Here is a 19,358-nt window from a genome sequence, read left to right on the forward strand (position 1 = left end):
TGTATCCAGGCGGCGAACCTGGCCCGTCGCGGGCCCCGCTCAGACGATCACGAGGGAGCGGGTCTCCACTCCGGCCAGACGCTCGCGCCCCTTGAGGAAGGCGAGCTCCATGAGGACGGCGACGCAGACCACTTCGGCTCCCGCCCTCCGGATCAGGGCCACGGTCGCCTCAGCCGTGCCGCCCGTGGCGAGCACGTCGTCGACGATCAGCACCCGCTCGCCGGGCGTGAAGGCGTCGCGGTGCACCTCGATGGTCGCGGAACCGTACTCCAGATCGTAGGACTCCTCGAGCGTCGCGGCAGGGAGTTTGCCCTTCTTCCTGACCGGCACGAATCCCGCGCCGGCCCGGTAGGCCACCGGAGCCGCCAGGATGAACCCGCGCGCCTCGATCCCCACGATCTTGTCCACCTCGTGCAGGCCGGCAAGTTCGTCCACCACCGCGGCGAACGCCACCGGGTCGCTCAGCAAGGGGGTGATGTCCTTGAACAGCACTCCCGGCTGGGGGTAGTCCGGCACATCCCGGATGCGCTCCAGGATCGTCGCGCTCAGTTCGCTCATCACCGTTCTCCTTGGGGGGCCGTCCACGCCTGACGGGCTCCATGATGGCCCATGGCGGCCCCTACTCCGACCACGCGTCTCCATTCCCGCGGGCAGCCCGCCAGGCCTCACGCGCCCGCTCAGGGACGCGCCGGGCATGGCGGCGCCCCCGTCCCGAACGTGGACGGGGGCGCCGGCACAGGGCAAGGTCGCTGCGGTCAGCCCTTGGCCGCCGCGGCGCTCTTGGACCCCTTGGAGCTCTTGGCTCCGCCGGTGGAGGCGATCCTCCTGGCGATGGCCTGATATTTCGGCTCCCGCTCCTTGAGCGTCACCAGCAGCGGTGTCGCCACGCAGAGCGAGGAGTAGGTGCCGACGATCATGCCGACGAACAGGGCCAGCGACAGGTCCTTCAGCGTGCCGGCGCCGAGCACCGTGGTGCCGATGAACAGGATCGCCGCGACCGGCAGGATCGCGACCAGCGAGGTGTTGAGCGACCGGATCAGCGTGTGGTTCAGGGCGTTGTTGGCCGCCATCGAGTACGTCTGCTTCGACGTGGCGCCCAGCTTGGCCGTGACCTCCTTGATCATGTCGAACACCACGACCGCGTCGTAGAGCGAGTAACCGAGGATGGTCAGGAAGCCCAGCAGCGTCGCCGGCGTGACCTCGAAACCCGACCAGGCGTAGATGCCGGCCGTGATGACGAGGTCGTGGATGAGCGCGACGATCGCGGCCAGCGCCATCTTCGGCTCGAACGCCATCGACAGGTACAGGATGATCGCCAGCATGAAGACGCCGAGGCCGATCCACGCCTTCTGCGACACCTCACCGCCCCATGAGGCGCCGATCGACTGGATGTCGACGTCCTTGACCTGAACGCCGTACTCCTCGGCGATCACGTTCTGCATCTTGAGCGTGGTGCTCTCGGGCAGCGTCTCGGTGGTGACCCGGTAACGCTCCCCGGCCGTCTGCACGATCGGCTGGTGCACGCCCTCGTCGGCGAAGGTGGCCCGGACCTCCTCGACGCTGACACTCGACTGCGGCTTGAAGGAGAAGACCGACCCGCCCTTGAACTCGACGCCCAGGTTGAGGCCGTTGATCAGGAGCCCGGCGAGGGAGAAGACGAGCAGCAGGCCCGACAGGCCGTACCACAGCTTCCAGCGGCCGACGAAGTCAACGTCGATCTCGCCGCGGTAGAGGCGACGCCCCAGTCCCATCTCAGGCCTCCTGCGGGGTGGTCTTGCGGCCGGTGGAGCCGCCGGAGTCGGCGACGCTCATGCGTTCGGCGTCCAGGCCGGACAGCGGATGCCCCTTGGCGAAGAACTTCCATCTCGCCAGCAGAGCGATGAACGGCTTGGTGAACATGAACACCACCACGATGTCGATCAGCGTGGTCAGGCCCATCGCGAACGCGAACCCGGCCACACCGCCCACCGCCAGGGCGTAGAGCACGACCGCGGCGATGAACATCACGGCGTCGGCGATCAGGATCGTGCGCCGGGCGCGGACCCAGGCCACCTCGACGGCCGCACGCAGCGACCGCCGACCTTCCTTCATCTCATCACGGATGCGCTCGAAATACACGATGAAGGAGTCGGCCGTGATGCCGATCGAGACCACCAGGCCGATGATGTGCGGCAGCGACAGCCGGAACCCGGCGTTCTGGCCGAGCACGACCACCGCCGTGTAGGTGAGGATCGAGGCGACCACGAGACTCAGCACGGCCACGATGCCCAGGCCGCGGTAGTAGAGCATCGAGTAGACGACCACGAGCACCAGGCCGATGATGCCGGAGATCAGGCCGCCTTCGAGCTGGTCCTGGCCGAGGGTAGAGGAGACCGTCTCGATGGAGCTGCGCTCGAACTTCAGCGGCAGCGCGCCGTACTTGAGCTGCTCGGCCAGGTCGGTGGAGGTCTGCTGGTTGAAGCCGCCGGTGATCTCGGCGCGGCCGCCGGGGATCGGGCTGATGATGTTGGGGGCCGTGATGACCACGCCGTCCAGGACGACCGCCACCTTGTTGCGCGGCTCCTGCGAGTTGTAGGCCGCGGAGGTGAGCTTGCTCCACTCGGCCGCGCCCTTGCTCTTGAAGTCGAGCTGGACGACCCACTCGGTGCTGCCCTGCTGGACGCCCGACGTGGCGGTGTCGATGTCGGTGCCGACGACCTTGGCGACGTCGAGGACGTACTTGAAGGTGCCGTCGGACTCGCACCCGGCGTACTGCTTGTTCGGGTCGTCCTGGACGCCCTGGCCGCGCTTCTTCGGGTCGGTGCAGTCGAGCGCGGTGAACTGCTTGAGAACCGCGGGGTCGATGCCTTCGGTGTTGATGCCGGCGTTCGGGTCCTGCTCGGGCGGAGCGGTCGCGCTCGGCGTCGGCGTCGCCTTCTTGTCACCCTTGTTGTCGTTCTTGTTGTCGCCCTGCTTCTGCGTGTCGGTCGCCGAGGGCGCCGGGGTGGGCGAGGTCAGCGCGGACGACAGTGCCTTGCCCGTGGGCGAGGCACTGGGCTGGGCGGACGGCGAGGTCGACGGCGGCTGGACCGCCGGCGAGGAGGAAGTGGACGGCGAGGCGGGCGGAGAACCGCTGGGCGTCGGCGCGTTGGTCGCGAGCTGCTCCTGCGCGAGCTGCGTCATCTCCATGGCCAGCACCTGCCGGAAGCGGAGTTCCGCGGTGGTGGCGACCAGTTGGATCGCCTCGCTCTGCCCGACGCCGGGGATGGAGATGATGATGTTGTCGCCCGACTTGGCGACCTCCGCGTCGGAGATGCCGGTGCCGTTGACCCGGTCGCGGATGATGTTGACCGCGCGGTCCAGGATCTCCTCAGGTGGAGCCGCACCGTTCTGGGTGACGGGTGAGAGAGTCACCGTCGTGCCGCCGGCGAGGTCGAGCCCCAACTTGGGCGTGAACGCCTTCTGCAGGAACATCGTCCCGCCCAGGGCGAGGATGAGCGCCAGGAGCAGCAGGAGCGTGCGCCCCGGCTTGCTGTGGCTGCTGGTCGATCGGGCCACTGGTCGTCAGTTCTTTCAGATAGGGGTTTGTGGCAGAGCCTAGTCAGGACTTCTTGGTGCTGGAGTCCTGGTCGCCGTTGCGCTCCGCGCTGGTGTCCTTCTCCTCGGCGGCGGTGTCGGCGTCGACGGCCGTCTCGTCGACCTCATCCACGGGGGCGTCGCCCGGCGTGACGACCCGGCCGATGGCGGCCTTGACCCAGCGGGTCTGGATGCCGGGCGCCACCTCGAGGATGACGTCCTCGTTGTCCACGCCGATCACGGTGCCGAACAGACCGGTCGTGGTCATGACGCGGGCCCCGGGTGCCAGGGAGTTCTGCATCTTGAGCGCTTCCTGCTGGCGCTTGCGCTGCGGCCGGATCAGCAGGAAGTAGAACACCACCACCAGCAGAATCAGCGGCAGGATGCTCGAGAGTTGTCCCATGTCCATAAGGGGCGACCTTCCATCGTCGTACAAAGAAGTTGACACCGGCCTCGCGCCGGAAATTCCGTGCGTTGCTTCGGGCCGCGCCGCTCAGCCCGTCAGCCTACACAGCCAGCCAAGCCACGGAGTGTAGGCCGTTGTTGCGAAACGCGGCAACGAAGCAGCGTTTCGGCGCGCGGGGAAGTTCCCAATTTGAAACGGTTGCAACCGTTCTGTAATCAGTCGAAAAGTGTAGCTCCGAACGCATCGGGCGGTGGTGTCATGCCCGCGTGCGCCCAAGCCGCGGCAGTGGCCACCCGCCCGCGCGGCGTGCGCGCGAGCAGGCCCTGGCGCACCAGGAACGGCTCCGCAACCACCTCAACGGTCTCCGGCTCCTCCCCCACGGCCACGGCCAGCGTGGACAGCCCGACGGGTCCGCCGCCGAACTTGCGCAGCAGCGCGTCGAGGACCGCCCGGTCGAGCCGGTCGAGCCCTTCGGCGTCGACTTCATAAAGATTGAGCGCCGCCGAGGCGATTTCACGATTTATCAGGCCATCGGCCCGCACATCGGCGAAGTCACGCACGCGACGGAGCAGCCGGTTGGCGATGCGGGGCGTGCCTCGCGACCGTCTGGCGATCTCGTGCGCCCCCTCCTCGGGCAGCGTCACGCCGAGCAGCCTGGCCGAGCGGTGCAGCACCTGCTCCAGCTCCTGGACCTCGTAGAAGTCCATGTGCGCGGTGAAGCCGAACCTGTCGCGCAGCGGCGCGGGCAGCAGCCCCGCCCTGGTGGTGGCGCCCACGAGGGTGAACGGCGCGATGTCGAGCGGGATCGCGGTGGCGCCAGGCCCCTTGCCGACGACGATGTCGACCCGGAAGTCCTCCATCGCCAGGTAGAGCATCTCCTCAGCGGGCCTGGCCATCCGGTGGATCTCGTCGATGAACAGCACCTCGCCCTCGGCCAGCGTCGACAGGATGGCCGCGAGGTCGCCGGCTCGCTCCAGGGCCGGCCCGGAGGTGATGCGCAGCGGCGCCCCCAGCTCGGCGGCGATGATCATGGCGAGGGTGGTCTTGCCGAGCCCCGGTGAGCCGTTCATCAGCACGTGGTCGGGCGGCCGCTGGCGGCGCAGCGCGCTCTCCAGGACCAGCGAGAGCTGCTCGCGCACCCGGCCCTGCCCGATGAACTCCGCCAGCCGCTTGGGCCGCAGCGCCGCCTCGATCTGCAGGTCGTCGCCTTCGGCGTCGGGCGAGACCAGCTCGCGCTCGAAGCTCACGCGCCCACCCGCCTCGCGGCGCGGCGGCTCACCGGACGCCGGGCCCTCATCGGACGCTCAGCGCGCGGAGGGCGGACTTGAGCAGGCTCGCCACCTGGGGAGAGCGCCCGGCCGCGAGGTCGGCGTCGGCCTCGGGCTCGACGATGGCGATCGCCTCGTCGGCGTCCTTGCCGGAGTAGCCCAGCCCCACCAGCCCGGAGTGCACCTGATCGCGCCAGACGGCGACCCGGCGGCCACCGTTGAGCGCGGCGTCGACGGCCTCGTCCGGGGTGCCGAGCCGGTCCTTCAGCTCCAGCACGATGCGCTGGGCGCCCTTCTGTCCGATGCCGGGGACCCTGGTGAGCGCCTTGAGGTCGGCGCTCGCGACGGCCACCCTCAGGGCGTGGGGCGAGTGGACGGCGAGCATGGACAGGGCCAGCTTGGGACCGACGCCGCTGGCCGTCTGCAGCAGCTCGAATACCGTGCGCTCGTCGTCGGTGGCGAAACCGTACAGGGTGAGCGACTCTTCGCGCACCACCAGGCTGGTGGCGAGCCGCGCCTGCTCGCCGACCTTGAGCGAGGCCAGCGTGCCTGGGGTGCAGTGGGTGTGGATGCCGATCCCGCCGACCTCGATGACCACCCCGTTGGGGGCGATCGCGGCCACGCGCCCGGTCACCGACGCGATCACAGCCGGGTGTCCTTCCGGGTGCGGACCTCGGCCGCCGTCCGGGCCCGGGTCGCGGCCGTCTGGGCCCCCGCGCGGGCCACGGCCTCGGCCAGGCGGTGCTGGACGCCGCCGCGCCAGACGTGGCAGATGGCCAGGGCGAGCGCGTCGGCGGCGTCGGCGGGCTTGGGCATCTCCGACAGGCGCAGCAGCCGGGTCACCATGGCGCCGATCTGCTTCTTGTCGGCGGTGCCGCTGCCGGTGACGGCGGCCTTGACCTCGGAGGGCGTGTGGAGCGCGACCGGCAGGCCGCGCCTGGCCGCGCACAGGACGGCGATGCCGGCGGCCTGCGCGGTGCCCATGACGGTGCGCACGTTGTGCTGGCTGAAGACCCGCTCGACGGCGACCGCGTCGGGCCGCACGTCGTCGAGCCACTGCTCGATCCCGGCCTCGATGCCCACGAGCCGGGCGCCGAGCTCCTCGTCGGCCCCGGTGCGGACCACCCCGACGGCGACCAGGCTGAGCGGCGCGCCGGGACGCCCCTCGACGGCCCCGAGGCCGCACCGGGTCAGCCCCGGATCGACGCCCATCACCCGCACCGGCATGCCTCCCCGCGCTCGCCGAACACCTGTTCGGCACGAGACTCTACCCCGGCTCGCCCGCGCTCGCATCGGGAAACGCCCGTCAGAAGCGGTCGAGCATGTACGGCTTGGCGGCGAAGACCGCGTCGAGGACCTCGTCGTATCGCTCGTCCCCCGACATGAGCCCGCTGCGGCGCAGCGTGGCGGTCGGAATCCCGGCGTACAGCGCCGAGAACGCGTTGACGCCGAGCAGCGGCGCGGGCTCGGCCGAGTCCGGCCCCAGCGCGGTCGCCGAGCCGGAGCCGCCGGAGAACTCCAGCCGCCACCGGCCGGTGTTGCCCGCCCGCAGCGGATCGTCCACCTGGACGACCGCGCCGCCGCTCACCACCGCCGGATAGCCCCTGCGCTGCACGGCCGCGGCCAGGTCGAGCACGCGGAACATCCACGAATCCCGCTTGAGTGGCTCCTTGGTCCGCTCGCGCAGCAGCCACAGCACCGGGTCGTCGGGGGCGACCGCGGCGGTGACCTGCTTGGCGATCGAGGAGGAGCTGCCGACGATCGACCACAGCGCCCTGGCCGTCTCGGCGGAGCCGGCGACGAGGTTCTCCACCTCCATGTCCGGGCCGTCCCAGCGGTAGACGAGGTAGCCGTCGTCGGCCAGGTAGAGGAAGTCGTCCTTATCGCCGAGCCAGAGCCGCCAGACGTCCTCGTCCCAGGACATCGGCCCGCTGGAGCGGGCGGCGGCGTGCACCCGGTGGAGCACGGAGACCACTTCCGCCGCGTCATCGGGCCCCATCCTGCGCAGCTTGACCTGCTGGGACGGCACGATGGCGCGCAGCGCGTCGGCCGGGAACGTCGCGCTGTAGTGGGCACCCGCGTGCTCGAAGCCGAGCGAGCGGTAGATCGGCGTCGTGGCCGGGAAGAGCACGGACACGGCGTCGCCGAGCGCCGCGGACCGCTCGACGGCCGCGCGCATGATCGCCGTGCCGAGACCCCGGCCACGGTCCTCGGGGCTGACGGTGACGCCCGCGACGCCCGCCATCGGCTGCGGCCTGCCATGCCACCACTGGGTGAACGGCCGCAGCCGCGCGGTGGCGACCAGCCTCTCACCGTCGAAGGCCCCCAGGTAGCGGCCCTGCGGCAGCCCGGGCGTCACCATCTTCCGCCAGTTCTCCTCGTCGGCGACCGCCAGCAAGCCGAAGGAGCGCTTGCGAATGTCGAGTACGGCGTCCAGATCGCTGGCCGTCAGGTCACGAATTTCCACAATGTCCAAACTTACGCAGGTGGCGCGAGCTTTCGCGACCGGGTATCGCCGCCCACCGTGATGGCGAGCCGATCCAGGTAGAGCAGCTGCGCGGCCACCACCGCGGCCAGCGCGAGCACGACCACCAGCAGCGGGGTGGTGAGGCCGGCCTCGGCCGGTCCCCCGGTGTACTCGTTGATCGTCATCATCTGCGTCATCGGCGCCGTGGCCAGGCTCATGTCCTGGGTGACCAGGAGGGGCCAGAGCAGGTCCTGGGCGTTCAGCAGCGTCACGGCCACGACCAGGATCCCCGCCATGGGGAGTGACGGCAGGACCACCCCGCCCAGGAAGTCGCGCTCGGTCCGCATGGCCAGGCCCTTGCACAGCAGGGTCAGGACGAACAGCGCGGGCACGCTGATCAGCAGCGGTGGGATCAGGGCCACGAAGGTGTCGAGCAGGCCGATGCCTCGCAGGTTGTTCCAGTTGGCGACGCTCAGCGGCCCGGCGCCGACGAACAGCCACGGCGCGAACGGGAGCAGCAGCCACTCGCTGCGGCGGCCCAGCGGGCGCAGGCCCCCGATCCCGAGCGCTCCCAGGTAGGCGACTCCCACCGTGACCAGGGCGCTCAGCAGGGCGGGCACCCACGTGTTGAGATGGACGCGCAGTCCGGTCTCGGGCCCGGCGACCCGGCCGGCGGGCGCGAACAGGGCCGACAGCCACGGCCAGGTCCAGATGAGCGCGATCGCGGTGACGGCCAGCAGCGCCAGCACGCCGACGACGACAGCCGCCGTGGACGGCCGCCGCGCGGTGACGGCGATCTCCTCGGGTGCCGCGCCGTACCCCTGGCCTGCCTGCGGGTGCGCCAGGCCCGGCGAGGAGTTCGGGCCGTACGGCGCGGTCTGGGCAGGGGCGGGCGGCCCGCCGTACGGCGGCGCCTGTCCTGGGTGGGGAGGCGGGCCGTACGCGGGGGGCGGCGGCTGGTCGGGAGGCACGGCGGCCGACGGGGTGATGTGGCGCTGGACGACGGAGACGCGCATGCCGCTGATCACCGCGATGAGCGCGGCGGCGATGCCCAGCACGCCGAGGATGACACCCGTCGCCGTCGCGATGGTGGCGCCCATGCCGAGCCGGGCCGCCTGGAAGACGAAGGTGTACTGCAGCAGCATGACCGTCATCGTCGAGTCGAGCGGGCCGCCGCGTGTCAGCGTCAGGCTCAGGGTGAACGTCTGGATGCCCGCCGCGATGGTGGCCAGCGCGACGATGCCCGCCACCGCCAGCATGGACCCGGTCACCGTGCCGCCACGCAGCGCGGGCAGGAAGGCCATGACGGCCAGCGCGCACACCACGCCGAACGTCGTGGCGGCGAGGAGCAGCCTGAACGTGCCGGGAGCCGTCTCCGGGGCGGTGAACGCGCGCACCATCGTGACCAGGCCGTCGGCGGCGGGGTCGAGCCCACGCAGCCACGAGACGGCCACGGCGGTCGGCGAGAAGATCACGGGGAACAGCGACAGCACGATCCGGCCGGCCCGCCTCGGCCAGGTGCCCGCCCACTCCAGCGCCCCCGCCACCAGCGGCCCGGCCACCAGGGCGACGAGCAGCGGCATGATCGTGATCGACAGGGTGAAGCCCAGCGCGGGCCAGAACGCGCGGGCCGGGCCGAGGGCTCTGTCGTAGTTCTGCAGGCCCACGTACTCGCTGGGGCCGACGAGTCCACCCGACTCGAAACTGAACGCGATCGTCTGGATCGTGGGCAGAAGCAGCGTGATCAGCATGCCGAGCACGGCGGGCATGAGGAGCAGCCAGCCCAGTGCCGGCGGTGGGGCCTGAGATGCGGTGCGGGAGGTCACGACGCTCGACCCTACGCCGAGTCCCGCCCGCCCGGCTACGCGGCGCTCGGCTCACCGCCGAAGCCCGCAGGCCTGGGGGTACGAAGCCGCTCAGATCCCGTCAGATCGGTGCCGCGCCCTCCATCGGGCGCCGTGGACAGGCGAGGTCCGCACTCGCCGGTACGGCGCGCTGAGAAGCGCCTGGAGGCCGTGAGCGGCGACACGCGAGAACGGCGGCCGGGGACGACGTGTCCCCGCCCGCCGCCGAGCACTGCCCCGGAGGGGACAGGTGGAGGGTCAGGCGTCGAGTTTCTCCATGACCTCGTCCGACACGTCGAAGTTGGCGTAGACGTTCTGCACGTCGTCGCTGTCCTCGAGCGCCTCGATGAGGCGGAACACCTTCTTGGCGCCGTCCTCGTCCAGCGGCACGCTCATCGTCGGCAGGAAGCTCGACTCGGCCGAGTCGTAGTCGATGCCGGCCTCCTGCAGCGCCTTGCGGACCGGGACCAGGTCGCCAGCCTCGGAGACGACCTCGAAGGAGTCGCCCAGGTCGTTGACCTCCTCGGCGCCCGCCTCCAGCACCGCCATGAGGACGGTGTCCTCGTCGAGGTCGTTCTTGGGGACGAGCACGACACCCTTGCGGTTGAACATGTAGGAGACCGAGCCGGGGTCGGCCAGCGAGCCGCCGTTGCGGGTGAGCGCCACGCGGACCTCGGACGCCGCGCGGTTGCGGTTGTCGGTGAGGCACTCGATGAGCACCGCGACGCCGCCGGGCGCGTAGCCCTCGTAGGTGATCGGCTGCCAGTCGGCGCCGCCCGCCTCCAGGCCGCCGCCGCGCTTGCGGGCGCGCTCGATGTTGTCGTTGGGCACCGAGTTCTTCTTCGCCTTGAAGATGGCGTCGAAGAGGGTCGGGTTGGCATCCGGATCAGGGCCACCGGTCCGGGCCGCCACCTCGATGTTCTTGATGAGCTTCGCGAACAGCTTGCCGCGCTTGGCGTCGAGCGCGGCCTTCTTGTGCTTCGTCGTCGCCCATTTGGAGTGGCCGGACATTGGCTACTGATCCCTCACTGTGTCTACAACCATGTCTACGAAGTAACGGTGCACCCGCGGGTCCCCGGTGAGCTCCGGATGGAACGAGGTCGCGAGCAACGGTCCTTGGCGAACCGCGACGATCCTATCCCCAGGCTCGGCCGTGCCCAGCACTTCGACGTCCGCTCCGACGGATTCGACCCACGGCGCGCGGATGAACACGGCATGCACGGCGGATCCGGCGAAGTCGAGGTCGGCCTCGAAGGAGTCGACCTGGCGGCCGAAGGCGTTGCGCCTGACCACCATGTCGATGCCGCCGATGGTCTGCTGACCGGCGATGCCGTCCTCGATGCGGTCCGCCAGCATGATCATGCCGGCGCAGGAGCCGTAGGCGGGCATGCCCTCCTTGATCCGCATGCGCAGCGGCTGGAGCATGTCGAAGGTCTCGGCGAGCTTCCACATGGTGGTCGACTCGCCGCCCGGGATGACCAGCCCGTCGACCGCGTCGAGCTCGGCGGGCCTGCGGACGGCCGTGGCCGTGGCGCCTGCCTCCTGGAGCATGCGCACATGCTCGCGCACGTCTCCCTGCAGAGCGAGTACACCGATCGCAGGCAAGGTTCATCCTTCCGTCAGGTTCTGGGTGCTGTTGATTCAACACCACGTTCGCCCGACATCTTCCTACAGGGCCAGTTCGGCGTAGAGCGGCTGGTGGTCGGAGAGCGTCACGCGGTGATCGACGTGGCAGCGCCGCACGGTGCCAGGGGGCGCGAACAGGTAGTCGAGCTTCTTCCGCCCGCCGCTGCCGGTGTGGGTCCAGCGGCCGTCGCGCTCGCGCCCGCGCTGGTCGCACTCGCGATGGTCACGGTAGGCCGGGGCGACGGCGCGGCGGCCGGCGGCACTGCCGGTGCCGCTGTCGGGAGGCGCCACGTTGAGGTCGCCGCCGAACACGACGCGGTCGCCGCGGCCGGAGGCGGCGTCGAGGAGCTGCCCGATCTGCCTGGTGCGGTAGGGGGCGCCCGGCTGCCGGTCGTCGTAGCCGGTGCCCGCGGACAGGTGGGTGTTGCAGGCCCGCACGCGGATGGCGCGGATGGTCGCGCAGAGGGCGGCGCGCCTGACGTACCAGGGCGGGGCGGCCAGTGGCAGGGTGCGGAAGGTGGCGGCGTGCCCGGCCACGGCGACGGCGATGCTCTGCGCGCCCCTGGGACGTCCCAGACGGTCGGGGTGGCAGGGGTAGGGGGTGCCGTCGGCGGCGAGCAGGCTCCACGACCCCACGGTCCAGGGCCGGCCGGTGCGGGCTTCGAGCGAGAGCTCCAGCGTGCCGGTGGCGCCGGAGCAGAACTCCTGCAGGAAGATCAGGTCTGCCCGGATCGGCCCGCGTGCGGCGTGGTGCCCGATGTTCCACGCCAGCTCCTGGGCGCCGGCCCGGTAGAGGGAACAGGCGGGGTTGGTCCCGGCGCAGACGTTCCAGGTCATCACCGAGAGCGGGGTGCGAGCGGGCGTGACGGGCGCGGCCGCGAGCACCACCGCCATGAAGGCCTCTCGCATCATGGGAGGCATCCAACCAGACGGGCCGGACGGGAAGGCGGCATCCGGCGGATGCCGCCTTCCGGTGACCGGAGGTCAGGGACGCTCGGTCTCCAGGCGGACCGTCTCCTCCACGGTCATCTCGCTGCGCAGGCGCAGCGCCGGGTCGATCGGGCGCAGGTAGGTCTGCCTGACGCCCGGCACCTGGTCCTCGATCACGAACGTGGCCTTGGTGTAGACCTCCGCGCCGGGCTCGCGTACCTGGGGCAGCACCTTGAAGTCGGCGGTGAGCAGGTCACGCTCGATCTTCGTCAGCACGTAGCCGCGCTGGTTGTTGTAGAACTTCAGGTGCGGGTTGATCTGCAGGAACGGGTGTGCGGCGGGGTCGGAGTCGCCGCCGTCGCCGCCGGTGGAGATCGAGGTCGCCACCAGCTCGGAGCCGACCGATGGGCCGGTCGGGTCGTCGTAGTCGAGCTTGAGGTCGCCGGCCCAGTGCGCGTGCACGTCTCCGGTGAGCACGACGGGGTTGCGCACCTCGGCGTCGAGCCAGCCCTGCGTGATGCGGCGGCGGGAGGCGACGTAGCCGTCCCAGGCGTCCTGGCTGGTGATCTTGGCGGGGCCGGCGTTGTTGTCGCGCTGGGCGAAGAAGACCTGCTGGCCGAGGATGTCCCACTGGGCGCGCGACCGGCGGAAGCCGTCGAGCAGCCACTCCTCCTGAGCGGCCCCGGTGATCGACCTGGCCGGGTCGACGGCGGCCGGGCAGTCGCGGTAGCCGTCGCCGCAGCCCTGGTCGTCGCGGTACTGCCGGGTGTCGAGCATGTGGAAGGTGGCCATCCGGCCCCACTGGACGCGCCGGTAGAGCTGCATGTCGATGCCACGCGGGATGGAGGTGCGGCGCAGCGGCATGTTCTCGTAGTAGGCGCGGAAGGCGGCCTCGCGCCGGGCCAGGAAGTTCGGCTGCGGCACCTCGGGCTTCTCCGCCACCTCGTCGGCCCAGTTGTTGTCGAGCTCGTGGTCGTCCCACACGACCAGCCAGGGCGCAGCGGCGTGCGCGGCCTGCAGGTCCGGGTCGGTCTTGTACTGGGCGTGGCGCTGGCGGTAGTTGGCCAGTGTCTCGGTCTCGGGGCCCTCGTGGTGGCGGACGTTGCCCCCGGGGCTGTTGTAGGTGTTCTTCGTGTACTCGTACTGGTAGTCGCCCAGGTGCAGGACGATGTCGGGGTGCTCTTCGGCCAGCCTGCGATAGGAGGTGAAGTAGCCGTGCTCGTACTGGGCGCAGGAGACGAACGCCATCGCCAGCGGCCCGCCGTAGGACTGGGGGTGCGGCGCGGTCAGCGCCCGGCCCACCGGTGAGATGTAGGGGCCGACGCGGAAGCGATACCAGTACTCGCGGCCGGCGCTGAGGTGGCCCACCTCGACGTGCACGCTGTGGCCCCACTCGGGGGTGGCCACCGCCACGCCGGAGCGGACCAGGCGGCGGCAGCGCTCGTCGGCGTAGACCTGCCAGAGCACGGGGAACGGGCGTTGCGGCATGCCGCCGAGGCCGTCCTCGGCCAGAGGCTGCTGGGCCAGCCTGGTCCACAGCACGAAGCCGGCCGGGTCCGGGTCGCCGGAGGCGACGCCGAGGGTGAACGGGTCGGTTCGCAGCCCGCGCGAGGCCAGGCTCCGCGCGGTCTCCGTGGCGGGGTCGGGATCGGCGTGCGCGGCGGCGGCCGGGACGGCCGCGGCGGCGCCCGCCGCTAAGCCGGTGACGAGGAAGTGCCGGCGGTTGAGCTTGGGCATGGGTGCTCCTGGGGCGATCAGGGCCTGGGGACGACCGGTAGCTTGACTCAGGACCATGACTGCAAAGTGAACTCCACGCAACACCAAAAAGACGACACCCTTCGCGGATGTCGCCTTATTTGGAAATTTTCACCGTCGCATCACGACGCCCGCCGCTGCGACGTGGCGGTTACCAGCCGCGCTCGGCCAGACGGTGCGGCTGCGGGATCTCGTCGACGTTGATGCCCACCATGGCCTCGCCCAGGCCGCGCGAGACCTTGGCGATGACGTCCGGGTCGTCGTAGAACGTGGTGGCCTTGACGATGGCGGCGGCGCGCTTGGCCGGGTCGCCGGACTTGAAGATGCCGGAGCCGACGAACACGCCCTCGGCGCCGAGCTGCATCATCATCGCGGCGTCGGCCGGGGTGGCGATGCCGCCCGCGGTGAACAGCACGACCGGCAGCTTGCCGCTGCGGGCCACCTCGGCGACCAGCTCGTAGGGCGCCTGCAGTTCCTTGGCCGCGACGTACAGCTCGTCCTCGGGCAGCGTGCTGAGGCGCTTGAGCTCGGCGCGGATGGTCCGCATGTGGGTGACGGCGTTGGAGACGTCGCCGGTGCCCGCCTCGCCCTTGGAGCGGATCATGGCCGCGCCCTCGGTGATGCGGCGCAGCGCCTCGCCCAGGTTGGTCGCGCCACAGACGAAGGGCACGGTGAACTGCCACTTGTCGATGTGGTTGGCGTAGTCGGCCGGGGTGAGCACCTCGGACTCGTCGACGTAGTCGACGCCGAGCGCCTGCAGGACGCGGGCCTCGACGAAGTGGCCGATGCGGGCCTTGGCCATGACCGGGATCGAGACCGCGGCGACGATGCCGTCGATCATGTCCGGGTCGCTCATCCTGGAGACACCGCCCTGGGCGCGGATGTCGGCCGGCACGCGCTCCAGCGCCATGACGGCGACGGCCCCGGCGTCCTCGGCGATCTTGGCCTGCTCGGCTGTGACGACGTCCATGATGACGCCACCCTTGAGCATCTCGGCCATGCCTCGCTTGACCCGGGCGGTGCCGGTGACGGGGCCGGTGGTTGAAGCGGTTTCGGGCGTGCTGCTGGACACGGTCTTCCTCACGGGCTCTGGGGGGAACGGTAAGTTATCAAACCCATCGTAGGTCCTGAGGCACTCCTCCCCGCCTGCCACCTTGTCAGCAATGGCGGGGAGTTCTGTACGTCAAGGCGTCACGGGCTTGCGGCTGGCGAGCGCCACCCAGACCTGGCCGGGCGCGAAGTTCATCGGCTCGCCGGTCTGTGTGGTGAACGTCGTGCCACCGTCCTCCGATTCCCGCTCCCACTTCGCCTTGTACGCCTTGCCCTCGCGCAGCACGATCGCCGAGCCCTTGCCGACGGTGTGCACCAGGGGCGTGTAGCTCTGGTTCTTGTCGTGGAACTCCGAGCGCTCGGTCTTGGTGTACTGGATGACGATCGTGGGGGCGCCGAGCTGCCCGCCCTCGGCGGCCATGTCCTTCTTGCCGTCCTGCCAGATCATCCACTGCTTGTTCGCCTCGGACCAGGCGAAGGTGAGGCGGGCGGCGGGCCACTTGACGGTGTACGACCTGCGCTCGACGCCGCCCTCCGCCGGAGCGTCGCCGAAGGTGAAGCCGATGTCCTTGGCCTTGCTCGCCTTGGGCGCCGAGCTCAGGAGCTTCTTGGTGTTGGCGAACAGGTTGTAGGGGGCGAAGCGGCCGGGCTGGCGGAAGTACGCGCCCGGCGCCCTGCTGTCGGAGACGTCGAAGAGCGACGCCTCGGCGATAAACGGCAGCATCTTGCTCTGCGCGCCGGAATAGGCGAAGGCGGGCTTGCCGAACATCGGCGCGATGTGCAGGTCGGAGATGCGGGCGCTGCGGACCGGCCCCACCTTGGCCGGGATCTTCGAGGAGAAGACGGCCATCAGGCGGGTCAGGCCGGCCTCGACCTGCTCGACATAGACGATGTCGGCGCTCTTGAGCCCCAGCTGGGGCTTGCCGGCCCCGGTGTTCTCGATCTTCACGGCGAGCACCGGCCTGGCCGACTTGAGTGGTTTGCCGGTGAAGGGGTGCAGTTTCTCCGGGGTCGGCTCCTCCACCGGCCCGCTGGAGGTGGCTGCCGCGTCGGGCGCCTGACCGGCAGCGGGCTCGTCGGACGAGCAGGCCGCGACGGGCATCAGGACAGCCACTCCGGCCAGTGTCAAGGTGATCATCCGGGGTAGCCGCACGTGTACACTCCTCCGCTTTTGCCCAGAACGGAAGGAAGCTTACCGGTCTATCCAAAATCGGGTCATTCAGTTGCCATGGCCGCCGGCGGATTGTCATCGATCTCGAAAAACCGCGGGTATTCGGTGTGTCCCGCCAGGCGCAGCGTCCGCGCCAGCCACCGGCGCTGCGCGGTGCGCGTGACGCCCACCGCGTTGTTGTAGAAGCGGCGCGAGTAGACGACCTTGGTCACCGCCGCGTCGAGCTCCTCCAGCAGGTCCTCGCCGCCGGGCGACTCCGACAACTTCTCCCTGAACCGCTCCTGGTCCACCGCCGCCCGCAGGGCACGCGACAGGTCGCTCTCGGCGTGCTCGCGCTCCTCCGGGCCCGCCATCCTGGCCTCGTGCGCCGCCGCCGCGAGCACCAGCGAGGTCGCCGGATCGAGCAGCCGCGAGCCCGCCAGCTCCAGCACCACCGCCCGGCGCCGCACCAGCGCCGCCTCCAGCGCCTCCCGGGCCAGCTCCAGACGGATGTGCAGCCGGTCCAGGCGGCCCGCCCGCCAGGAGATGTAGACGGCCGTGAGCACCACGACGATGCCCACGATCAGGACGATCAAGGTGGATGTCACAGGTCTTCCTCCACCCGGCCGGCGCCGCCGGCCGCCACCGTCTCGTACACCCGCACCACGTCCCTGGCCACCGTCGACCAGTCGTACTTCATGACCGCCACCAGCGCCTCCTCCGCCAGCTTGGCCCGCCGCTCCGGCGCGTCCAGCAGCGCCGCCGCCTCCCGCGCCAGCGAGCCTGGGTCGCCGTTGGCGAACAGCGCGCCCGCCTGGCCGTCGCCGAGCACCCGGCGGAAGGCCGGGATGTCGCTGGCCAGCACCGTCGCGCCGGAGGCCATCGCCTCGGCCAGCACGATGCCGAAACTCTCGCCGCGCGTGTTGGGAGCGCAGAACACGTCGACCGAATGGTAGGCGCGGATCTTGTCGGCCTCGCTCACCATGCCGAGCACCGTGACCCGGTCGTGGAACCGCTTGGGCACCCGCTCGTACACGTCCTTGGCCTCACCGGGACCGGCGATCAGCAGCTTCAGCTCCGGCCGCTCGGCGGCCAGCGTCCCGAAGGCGTCGAGCAGGATCGGCAGGCCCTTGCGCTCCTCGTCCATCCGGCCGAGGAAGCCGATCGTCGCGCCGTCGGGCCCCCAGCCGTCCAGCGGCTCGGCCTCGGTGTAGCGGCCCACGGTCACCCCGTTGGGGATCAGCACCGTGTCGCCGCCGAACTGCTCGACCAGGCTCTTCCTGGCCGCGTCGGAGACCGCGATGCGCCCGCTGAGCTTCTCCAGCGCGCTGCGCAACAGCGGCTCGGCCACCGCGATCGCCCGCGAGCGCACCCACGACGCGTGGAAGGTCGCCACGATCGGCCCCTTGGCCGCCCAGCAGGCCAGCACGCCCAGGCTCGGCACCAGCGGCTCGTGGATGTGCAGCACGTCGAAGCCGCCGTCGCGCACCCAGCGGCGCACCCGGGCGGCCGAGATGAACCCGAACGACATCCTGGCCACCGACCCGTTGTAGGGCACCGGCACCGCCCTGCCGGCCCCGGTCACGTACGGCGGCAGCTCGTCGTCGTCACTGGCCGGCGCGATCACCGACACCTCGTGCCCGTGCCCTATCAGGGCCTGCGCCAGGTCGTCGACATGCTGTTTGACCCCGCCCGGCATGTCCCACGAGTACGGGCAGACGATGCCTATCCTCATGGACGCAGGTCCTCCAGCCACAGCCGCTGCAGCATGTGCCAGTCCTCGGGGTGCTCGATGATGCCCTTCTCGAACACGCCGGTCAGCGCCTGCGCCACGGCCGCGACCTTCTCCTGGCGGGTGCCCTCCTGCGGGACCGGGATCTCCTCGTGGATGTGGATCCCCCAGTCGTCGCCCACGAAGTAGACGATCGCCGGCAGCAGCGCCGCGCCCGTCTGCACCGCCAGCAGCGGCGGGCCGGCGGGCACCTTGGTCGCCCCGCCGAAGAACTCCACCTCGATGCCGCTCTTGGTGAGGTCCCGCTCGGCCGGCAGGCACACCACGCCGCCCTTGCGCACGCGCGTGGCCAGCGTGCCGAAGTTGTGCCCGTCGCCGCCGGTCAGCGGCAGCACCTCCATGCCGAGGCCCTCGCGGAAACGCACGTAGCGGCGGAACAGCGACTCCGGCTTGAGCCGCTCGGCGACCGTGGTGAACGGGTGACCGATTCCCACCAGCCAGGCTCCCGCCTGGTCCCAGTTGCCCATGTGCGGCAGCGCCAGCACCACGCCCCGGCCGGCCGCCACGTTCTCGTGCACGTGCTCGGCGCCGATCGCGTGGGTGCGCCGCACGATCTCCTCGGTGCTCATCTTCGGCAGCCGGAAGACCTCGTGAAAGTAGCGGAAGTACGAGCGCATGCCGGTCCTGGTCAGCTCGCGCAGCTCGGGGCTGCCGGGCTCCAGCCCCGTCACCCGGGCCAGGTTGGACTCCAGCCGGCGCACCGACCTGCCCCCCTTGCGCCACACCCGGTCGGCCATGAACCTGAAGACCGCCGCCGTCGGCCGTTCGGGCAGCAGCGGGACCAGCGTCCAGCCGGCCGCGAACCCCGCGGCCACGACGCGATCGGTGACTGACGGCTTGTCGCTCATCGCTCCCTCGTCTGACGGTAGACATGAACCGCACGTTGCACAACGGTGACGGCACTGGCCGCCGCGAGCAACCACATGCCGGCCGCCAGGACGTAGGGCACGCCGAGCCCGCCGAAGCAGGTGGCCACCAGGACCACGACCAGCCGCTCCGGCCGCTCGGCCAGGCCCACGTCGCAGGTGAGCCCGAGCCCCTCGGCCCGCGCCTTGGCGTAGGACACCAGCAGGCCCGCCACCAGGCAGAACAGCGTCACCCCGACCAGCAGCGCGTCGCGGATGGAGAAGAAGTAGAGGATCAGCCCGGCGAAGATGGCGGCGTCGGCCACCCGGTCGAGCGTGGAGTCCAGGAACGCCCCCCAGGTGCTGCCCCCTCCCCCGCCCATCCGCGCCACCAGGCCGTCGAGCAGGTCGAACAGCACGAAGACAGTGATCACCACGGCGCCCGCGGGGAGCAGTCCCATGGGGAAGAAGAACAGGGCGGAGACGACGGTGCCGAGGGTGCCGATCGCCGTGACGGCGTTCGGGCCGATCCCGCGGCGGACCAGTGCCCTGCCCAGCGGGGTGAGTATCCGGGTCATGGCCGGGCGCAGGAGTTTGAGCATCGCGTTGTCGATCGTAGGCCATACGAGGACCGACGACTTTCTTTGCCCCATCCCCCTTGTGATATCCG

General features: G+C 70.7%; 19 protein-coding genes. All 19 read right to left on the reverse strand.

The features are described 5' to 3' along the window. Nucleotides 1–39: 39 nt before the first annotated feature. Nucleotides 40–558 carry an adenine phosphoribosyltransferase gene (locus V5E28_RS32790; protein WP_336212728.1) on the reverse strand — a complete coding sequence of 173 codons (519 nt, stop codon included), beginning with the start codon at nt 556–558 and terminating at the stop codon, nt 40–42. Nucleotides 559–755: 197 nt separating this feature from the next. Beyond that, nucleotides 756–1,751 carry a protein translocase subunit SecF gene (secF, locus tag V5E28_RS32795; protein ID WP_336212729.1) on the reverse strand — a complete coding sequence of 332 codons (996 nt, stop codon included), beginning with the start codon at nt 1,749–1,751 and terminating at the stop codon, nt 756–758. Between the two features lies 1 nt (nt 1,752). Beyond that, a complete protein-coding gene (gene secD / locus V5E28_RS32800) occupies nt 1,753–3,537 on the reverse strand; it encodes a protein translocase subunit SecD (RefSeq protein ID WP_336212731.1) in 1,785 nt (594 codons plus the stop codon). A 43-nt stretch (nt 3,538–3,580) separates the two neighbouring features. Next, nucleotides 3,581–3,958 (reverse strand): preprotein translocase subunit YajC, encoded by a 378-nt coding sequence (gene yajC / locus V5E28_RS32805; protein WP_336212732.1) that lies wholly within the window; start codon nt 3,956–3,958, stop codon nt 3,581–3,583. A gap of 218 nt (nt 3,959–4,176) precedes the next feature. Then, on the reverse strand, nt 4,177–5,208 hold the full coding sequence (ruvB, locus tag V5E28_RS32810; protein ID WP_336212734.1) for a Holliday junction branch migration DNA helicase RuvB: 1,032 nt from the start codon (nt 5,206–5,208) through the stop codon (nt 4,177–4,179). A 46-nt stretch (nt 5,209–5,254) separates the two neighbouring features. Then, the gene (gene ruvA, locus V5E28_RS32815) at nt 5,255–5,875 is read right to left on the reverse strand and encodes a Holliday junction branch migration protein RuvA (protein WP_336212735.1); all 621 of its coding nucleotides are present in this window, start codon (nt 5,873–5,875) and stop codon (nt 5,255–5,257) included. Further along, nucleotides 5,872–6,450 (reverse strand): crossover junction endodeoxyribonuclease RuvC, encoded by a 579-nt coding sequence (ruvC, locus tag V5E28_RS32820; protein ID WP_336212848.1) that lies wholly within the window; start codon nt 6,448–6,450, stop codon nt 5,872–5,874. Before ruvC ends, ruvA begins: the two co-directional genes overlap by 4 nt. Before the next feature lie 85 nt (nt 6,451–6,535). After that, complete coding sequence (locus V5E28_RS32825) at nt 6,536–7,696, reverse strand: GNAT family N-acetyltransferase (RefSeq protein ID WP_336212737.1); 1,161 nt, start codon at nt 7,694–7,696, stop codon at nt 6,536–6,538. A gap of 11 nt (nt 7,697–7,707) precedes the next feature. Next, entirely contained in the window at nt 7,708–9,522 is a 1,815-nt protein-coding gene (locus V5E28_RS32830; RefSeq protein WP_336212738.1) for a carbohydrate ABC transporter permease, read from the reverse strand. Nucleotides 9,523–9,798: 276 nt separating this feature from the next. Next, the gene (locus tag V5E28_RS32835) at nt 9,799–10,551 is read right to left on the reverse strand and encodes a YebC/PmpR family DNA-binding transcriptional regulator (RefSeq protein WP_336212739.1); all 753 of its coding nucleotides are present in this window, start codon (nt 10,549–10,551) and stop codon (nt 9,799–9,801) included. A gap of 3 nt (nt 10,552–10,554) precedes the next feature. Beyond that, nucleotides 10,555–11,145, reverse strand: coding sequence for a pyridoxal 5'-phosphate synthase glutaminase subunit PdxT (gene pdxT, locus V5E28_RS32840; protein ID WP_336212740.1), 591 nt, complete (start codon nt 11,143–11,145; stop codon nt 10,555–10,557). A 63-nt stretch (nt 11,146–11,208) separates the two neighbouring features. Then, nucleotides 11,209–12,078: an endonuclease/exonuclease/phosphatase family protein gene (locus V5E28_RS32845; RefSeq protein ID WP_336212742.1), complete on the reverse strand. Its 870-nt coding sequence runs from the start codon at nt 12,076–12,078 to the stop codon at nt 11,209–11,211. Nucleotides 12,079–12,150: 72 nt separating this feature from the next. Beyond that, nucleotides 12,151–13,833 (reverse strand): alkaline phosphatase D family protein, encoded by a 1,683-nt coding sequence (locus V5E28_RS32850; RefSeq protein ID WP_336212744.1) that lies wholly within the window; start codon nt 13,831–13,833, stop codon nt 12,151–12,153. Nucleotides 13,834–14,002: 169 nt separating this feature from the next. Further along, complete coding sequence (pdxS, locus tag V5E28_RS32855; protein ID WP_336212746.1) at nt 14,003–14,923, reverse strand: pyridoxal 5'-phosphate synthase lyase subunit PdxS; 921 nt, start codon at nt 14,921–14,923, stop codon at nt 14,003–14,005. A gap of 111 nt (nt 14,924–15,034) precedes the next feature. Next, the gene (locus tag V5E28_RS32860; protein WP_336212747.1) at nt 15,035–16,054 is read right to left on the reverse strand and encodes a DUF3048 domain-containing protein; all 1,020 of its coding nucleotides are present in this window, start codon (nt 16,052–16,054) and stop codon (nt 15,035–15,037) included. 62 nt (nt 16,055–16,116) lie between these two features. Then, nucleotides 16,117–16,659: a hypothetical protein gene (locus V5E28_RS32865; protein WP_336212749.1), complete on the reverse strand. Its 543-nt coding sequence runs from the start codon at nt 16,657–16,659 to the stop codon at nt 16,117–16,119. After that, on the reverse strand, nt 16,656–17,786 hold the full coding sequence (locus V5E28_RS32870) for a glycosyltransferase family 4 protein (protein ID WP_336212751.1): 1,131 nt from the start codon (nt 17,784–17,786) through the stop codon (nt 16,656–16,658). Before V5E28_RS32870 ends, V5E28_RS32865 begins: the two co-directional genes overlap by 4 nt. After that, on the reverse strand, nt 17,783–18,691 hold the full coding sequence (locus tag V5E28_RS32875) for a phosphatidylinositol mannoside acyltransferase (protein ID WP_336212753.1): 909 nt from the start codon (nt 18,689–18,691) through the stop codon (nt 17,783–17,785). Before V5E28_RS32875 ends, V5E28_RS32870 begins: the two co-directional genes overlap by 4 nt. Then, a complete protein-coding gene (pgsA, locus tag V5E28_RS32880; protein WP_336212755.1) occupies nt 18,688–19,290 on the reverse strand; it encodes a phosphatidylinositol phosphate synthase in 603 nt (200 codons plus the stop codon). The genes V5E28_RS32875 and pgsA overlap by 4 nt, the downstream gene beginning before the upstream one ends. Between the last annotated feature and the right edge of the window lie 68 nt (nt 19,291–19,358).

This window comes from Nonomuraea sp. LPB2021202275-12-8 (assembly GCF_037044575.1).
GTDB lineage: Bacteria > Actinomycetota > Actinomycetes > Streptosporangiales > Streptosporangiaceae > Nonomuraea.

Excerpts from the sequence above, each read along its gene's own strand:
- secF (WP_336212729.1), bottom strand. The coding sequence starts at position 1,751 with ATGGGACTGGGGCGTCGCCTCTACCGCGGCGAGATCGACGTTGACTTC.
- V5E28_RS32870 (WP_336212751.1), bottom strand. The coding sequence starts at position 17,786 with ATGAGGATAGGCATCGTCTGCCCGTACTCGTGGGACATGCCGGGCGGG.
- V5E28_RS32850 (WP_336212744.1), bottom strand. The coding sequence starts at position 13,833 with ATGCCCAAGCTCAACCGCCGGCACTTCCTCGTCACCGGCTTAGCGGCG.
- V5E28_RS32790 (WP_336212728.1), bottom strand. The coding sequence starts at position 558 with ATGAGCGAACTGAGCGCGACGATCCTGGAGCGCATCCGGGATGTGCCG.
- pgsA (WP_336212755.1), bottom strand. The coding sequence starts at position 19,290 with ATGCTCAAACTCCTGCGCCCGGCCATGACCCGGATACTCACCCCGCTG.
- yajC (WP_336212732.1), bottom strand. The coding sequence starts at position 3,958 with ATGGGACAACTCTCGAGCATCCTGCCGCTGATTCTGCTGGTGGTGGTG.
- V5E28_RS32845 (WP_336212742.1), bottom strand. The coding sequence starts at position 12,078 with ATGATGCGAGAGGCCTTCATGGCGGTGGTGCTCGCGGCCGCGCCCGTC.
- V5E28_RS32835 (WP_336212739.1), bottom strand. The coding sequence starts at position 10,551 with ATGTCCGGCCACTCCAAATGGGCGACGACGAAGCACAAGAAGGCCGCG.
- V5E28_RS32875 (WP_336212753.1), bottom strand. The coding sequence starts at position 18,691 with ATGAGCGACAAGCCGTCAGTCACCGATCGCGTCGTGGCCGCGGGGTTC.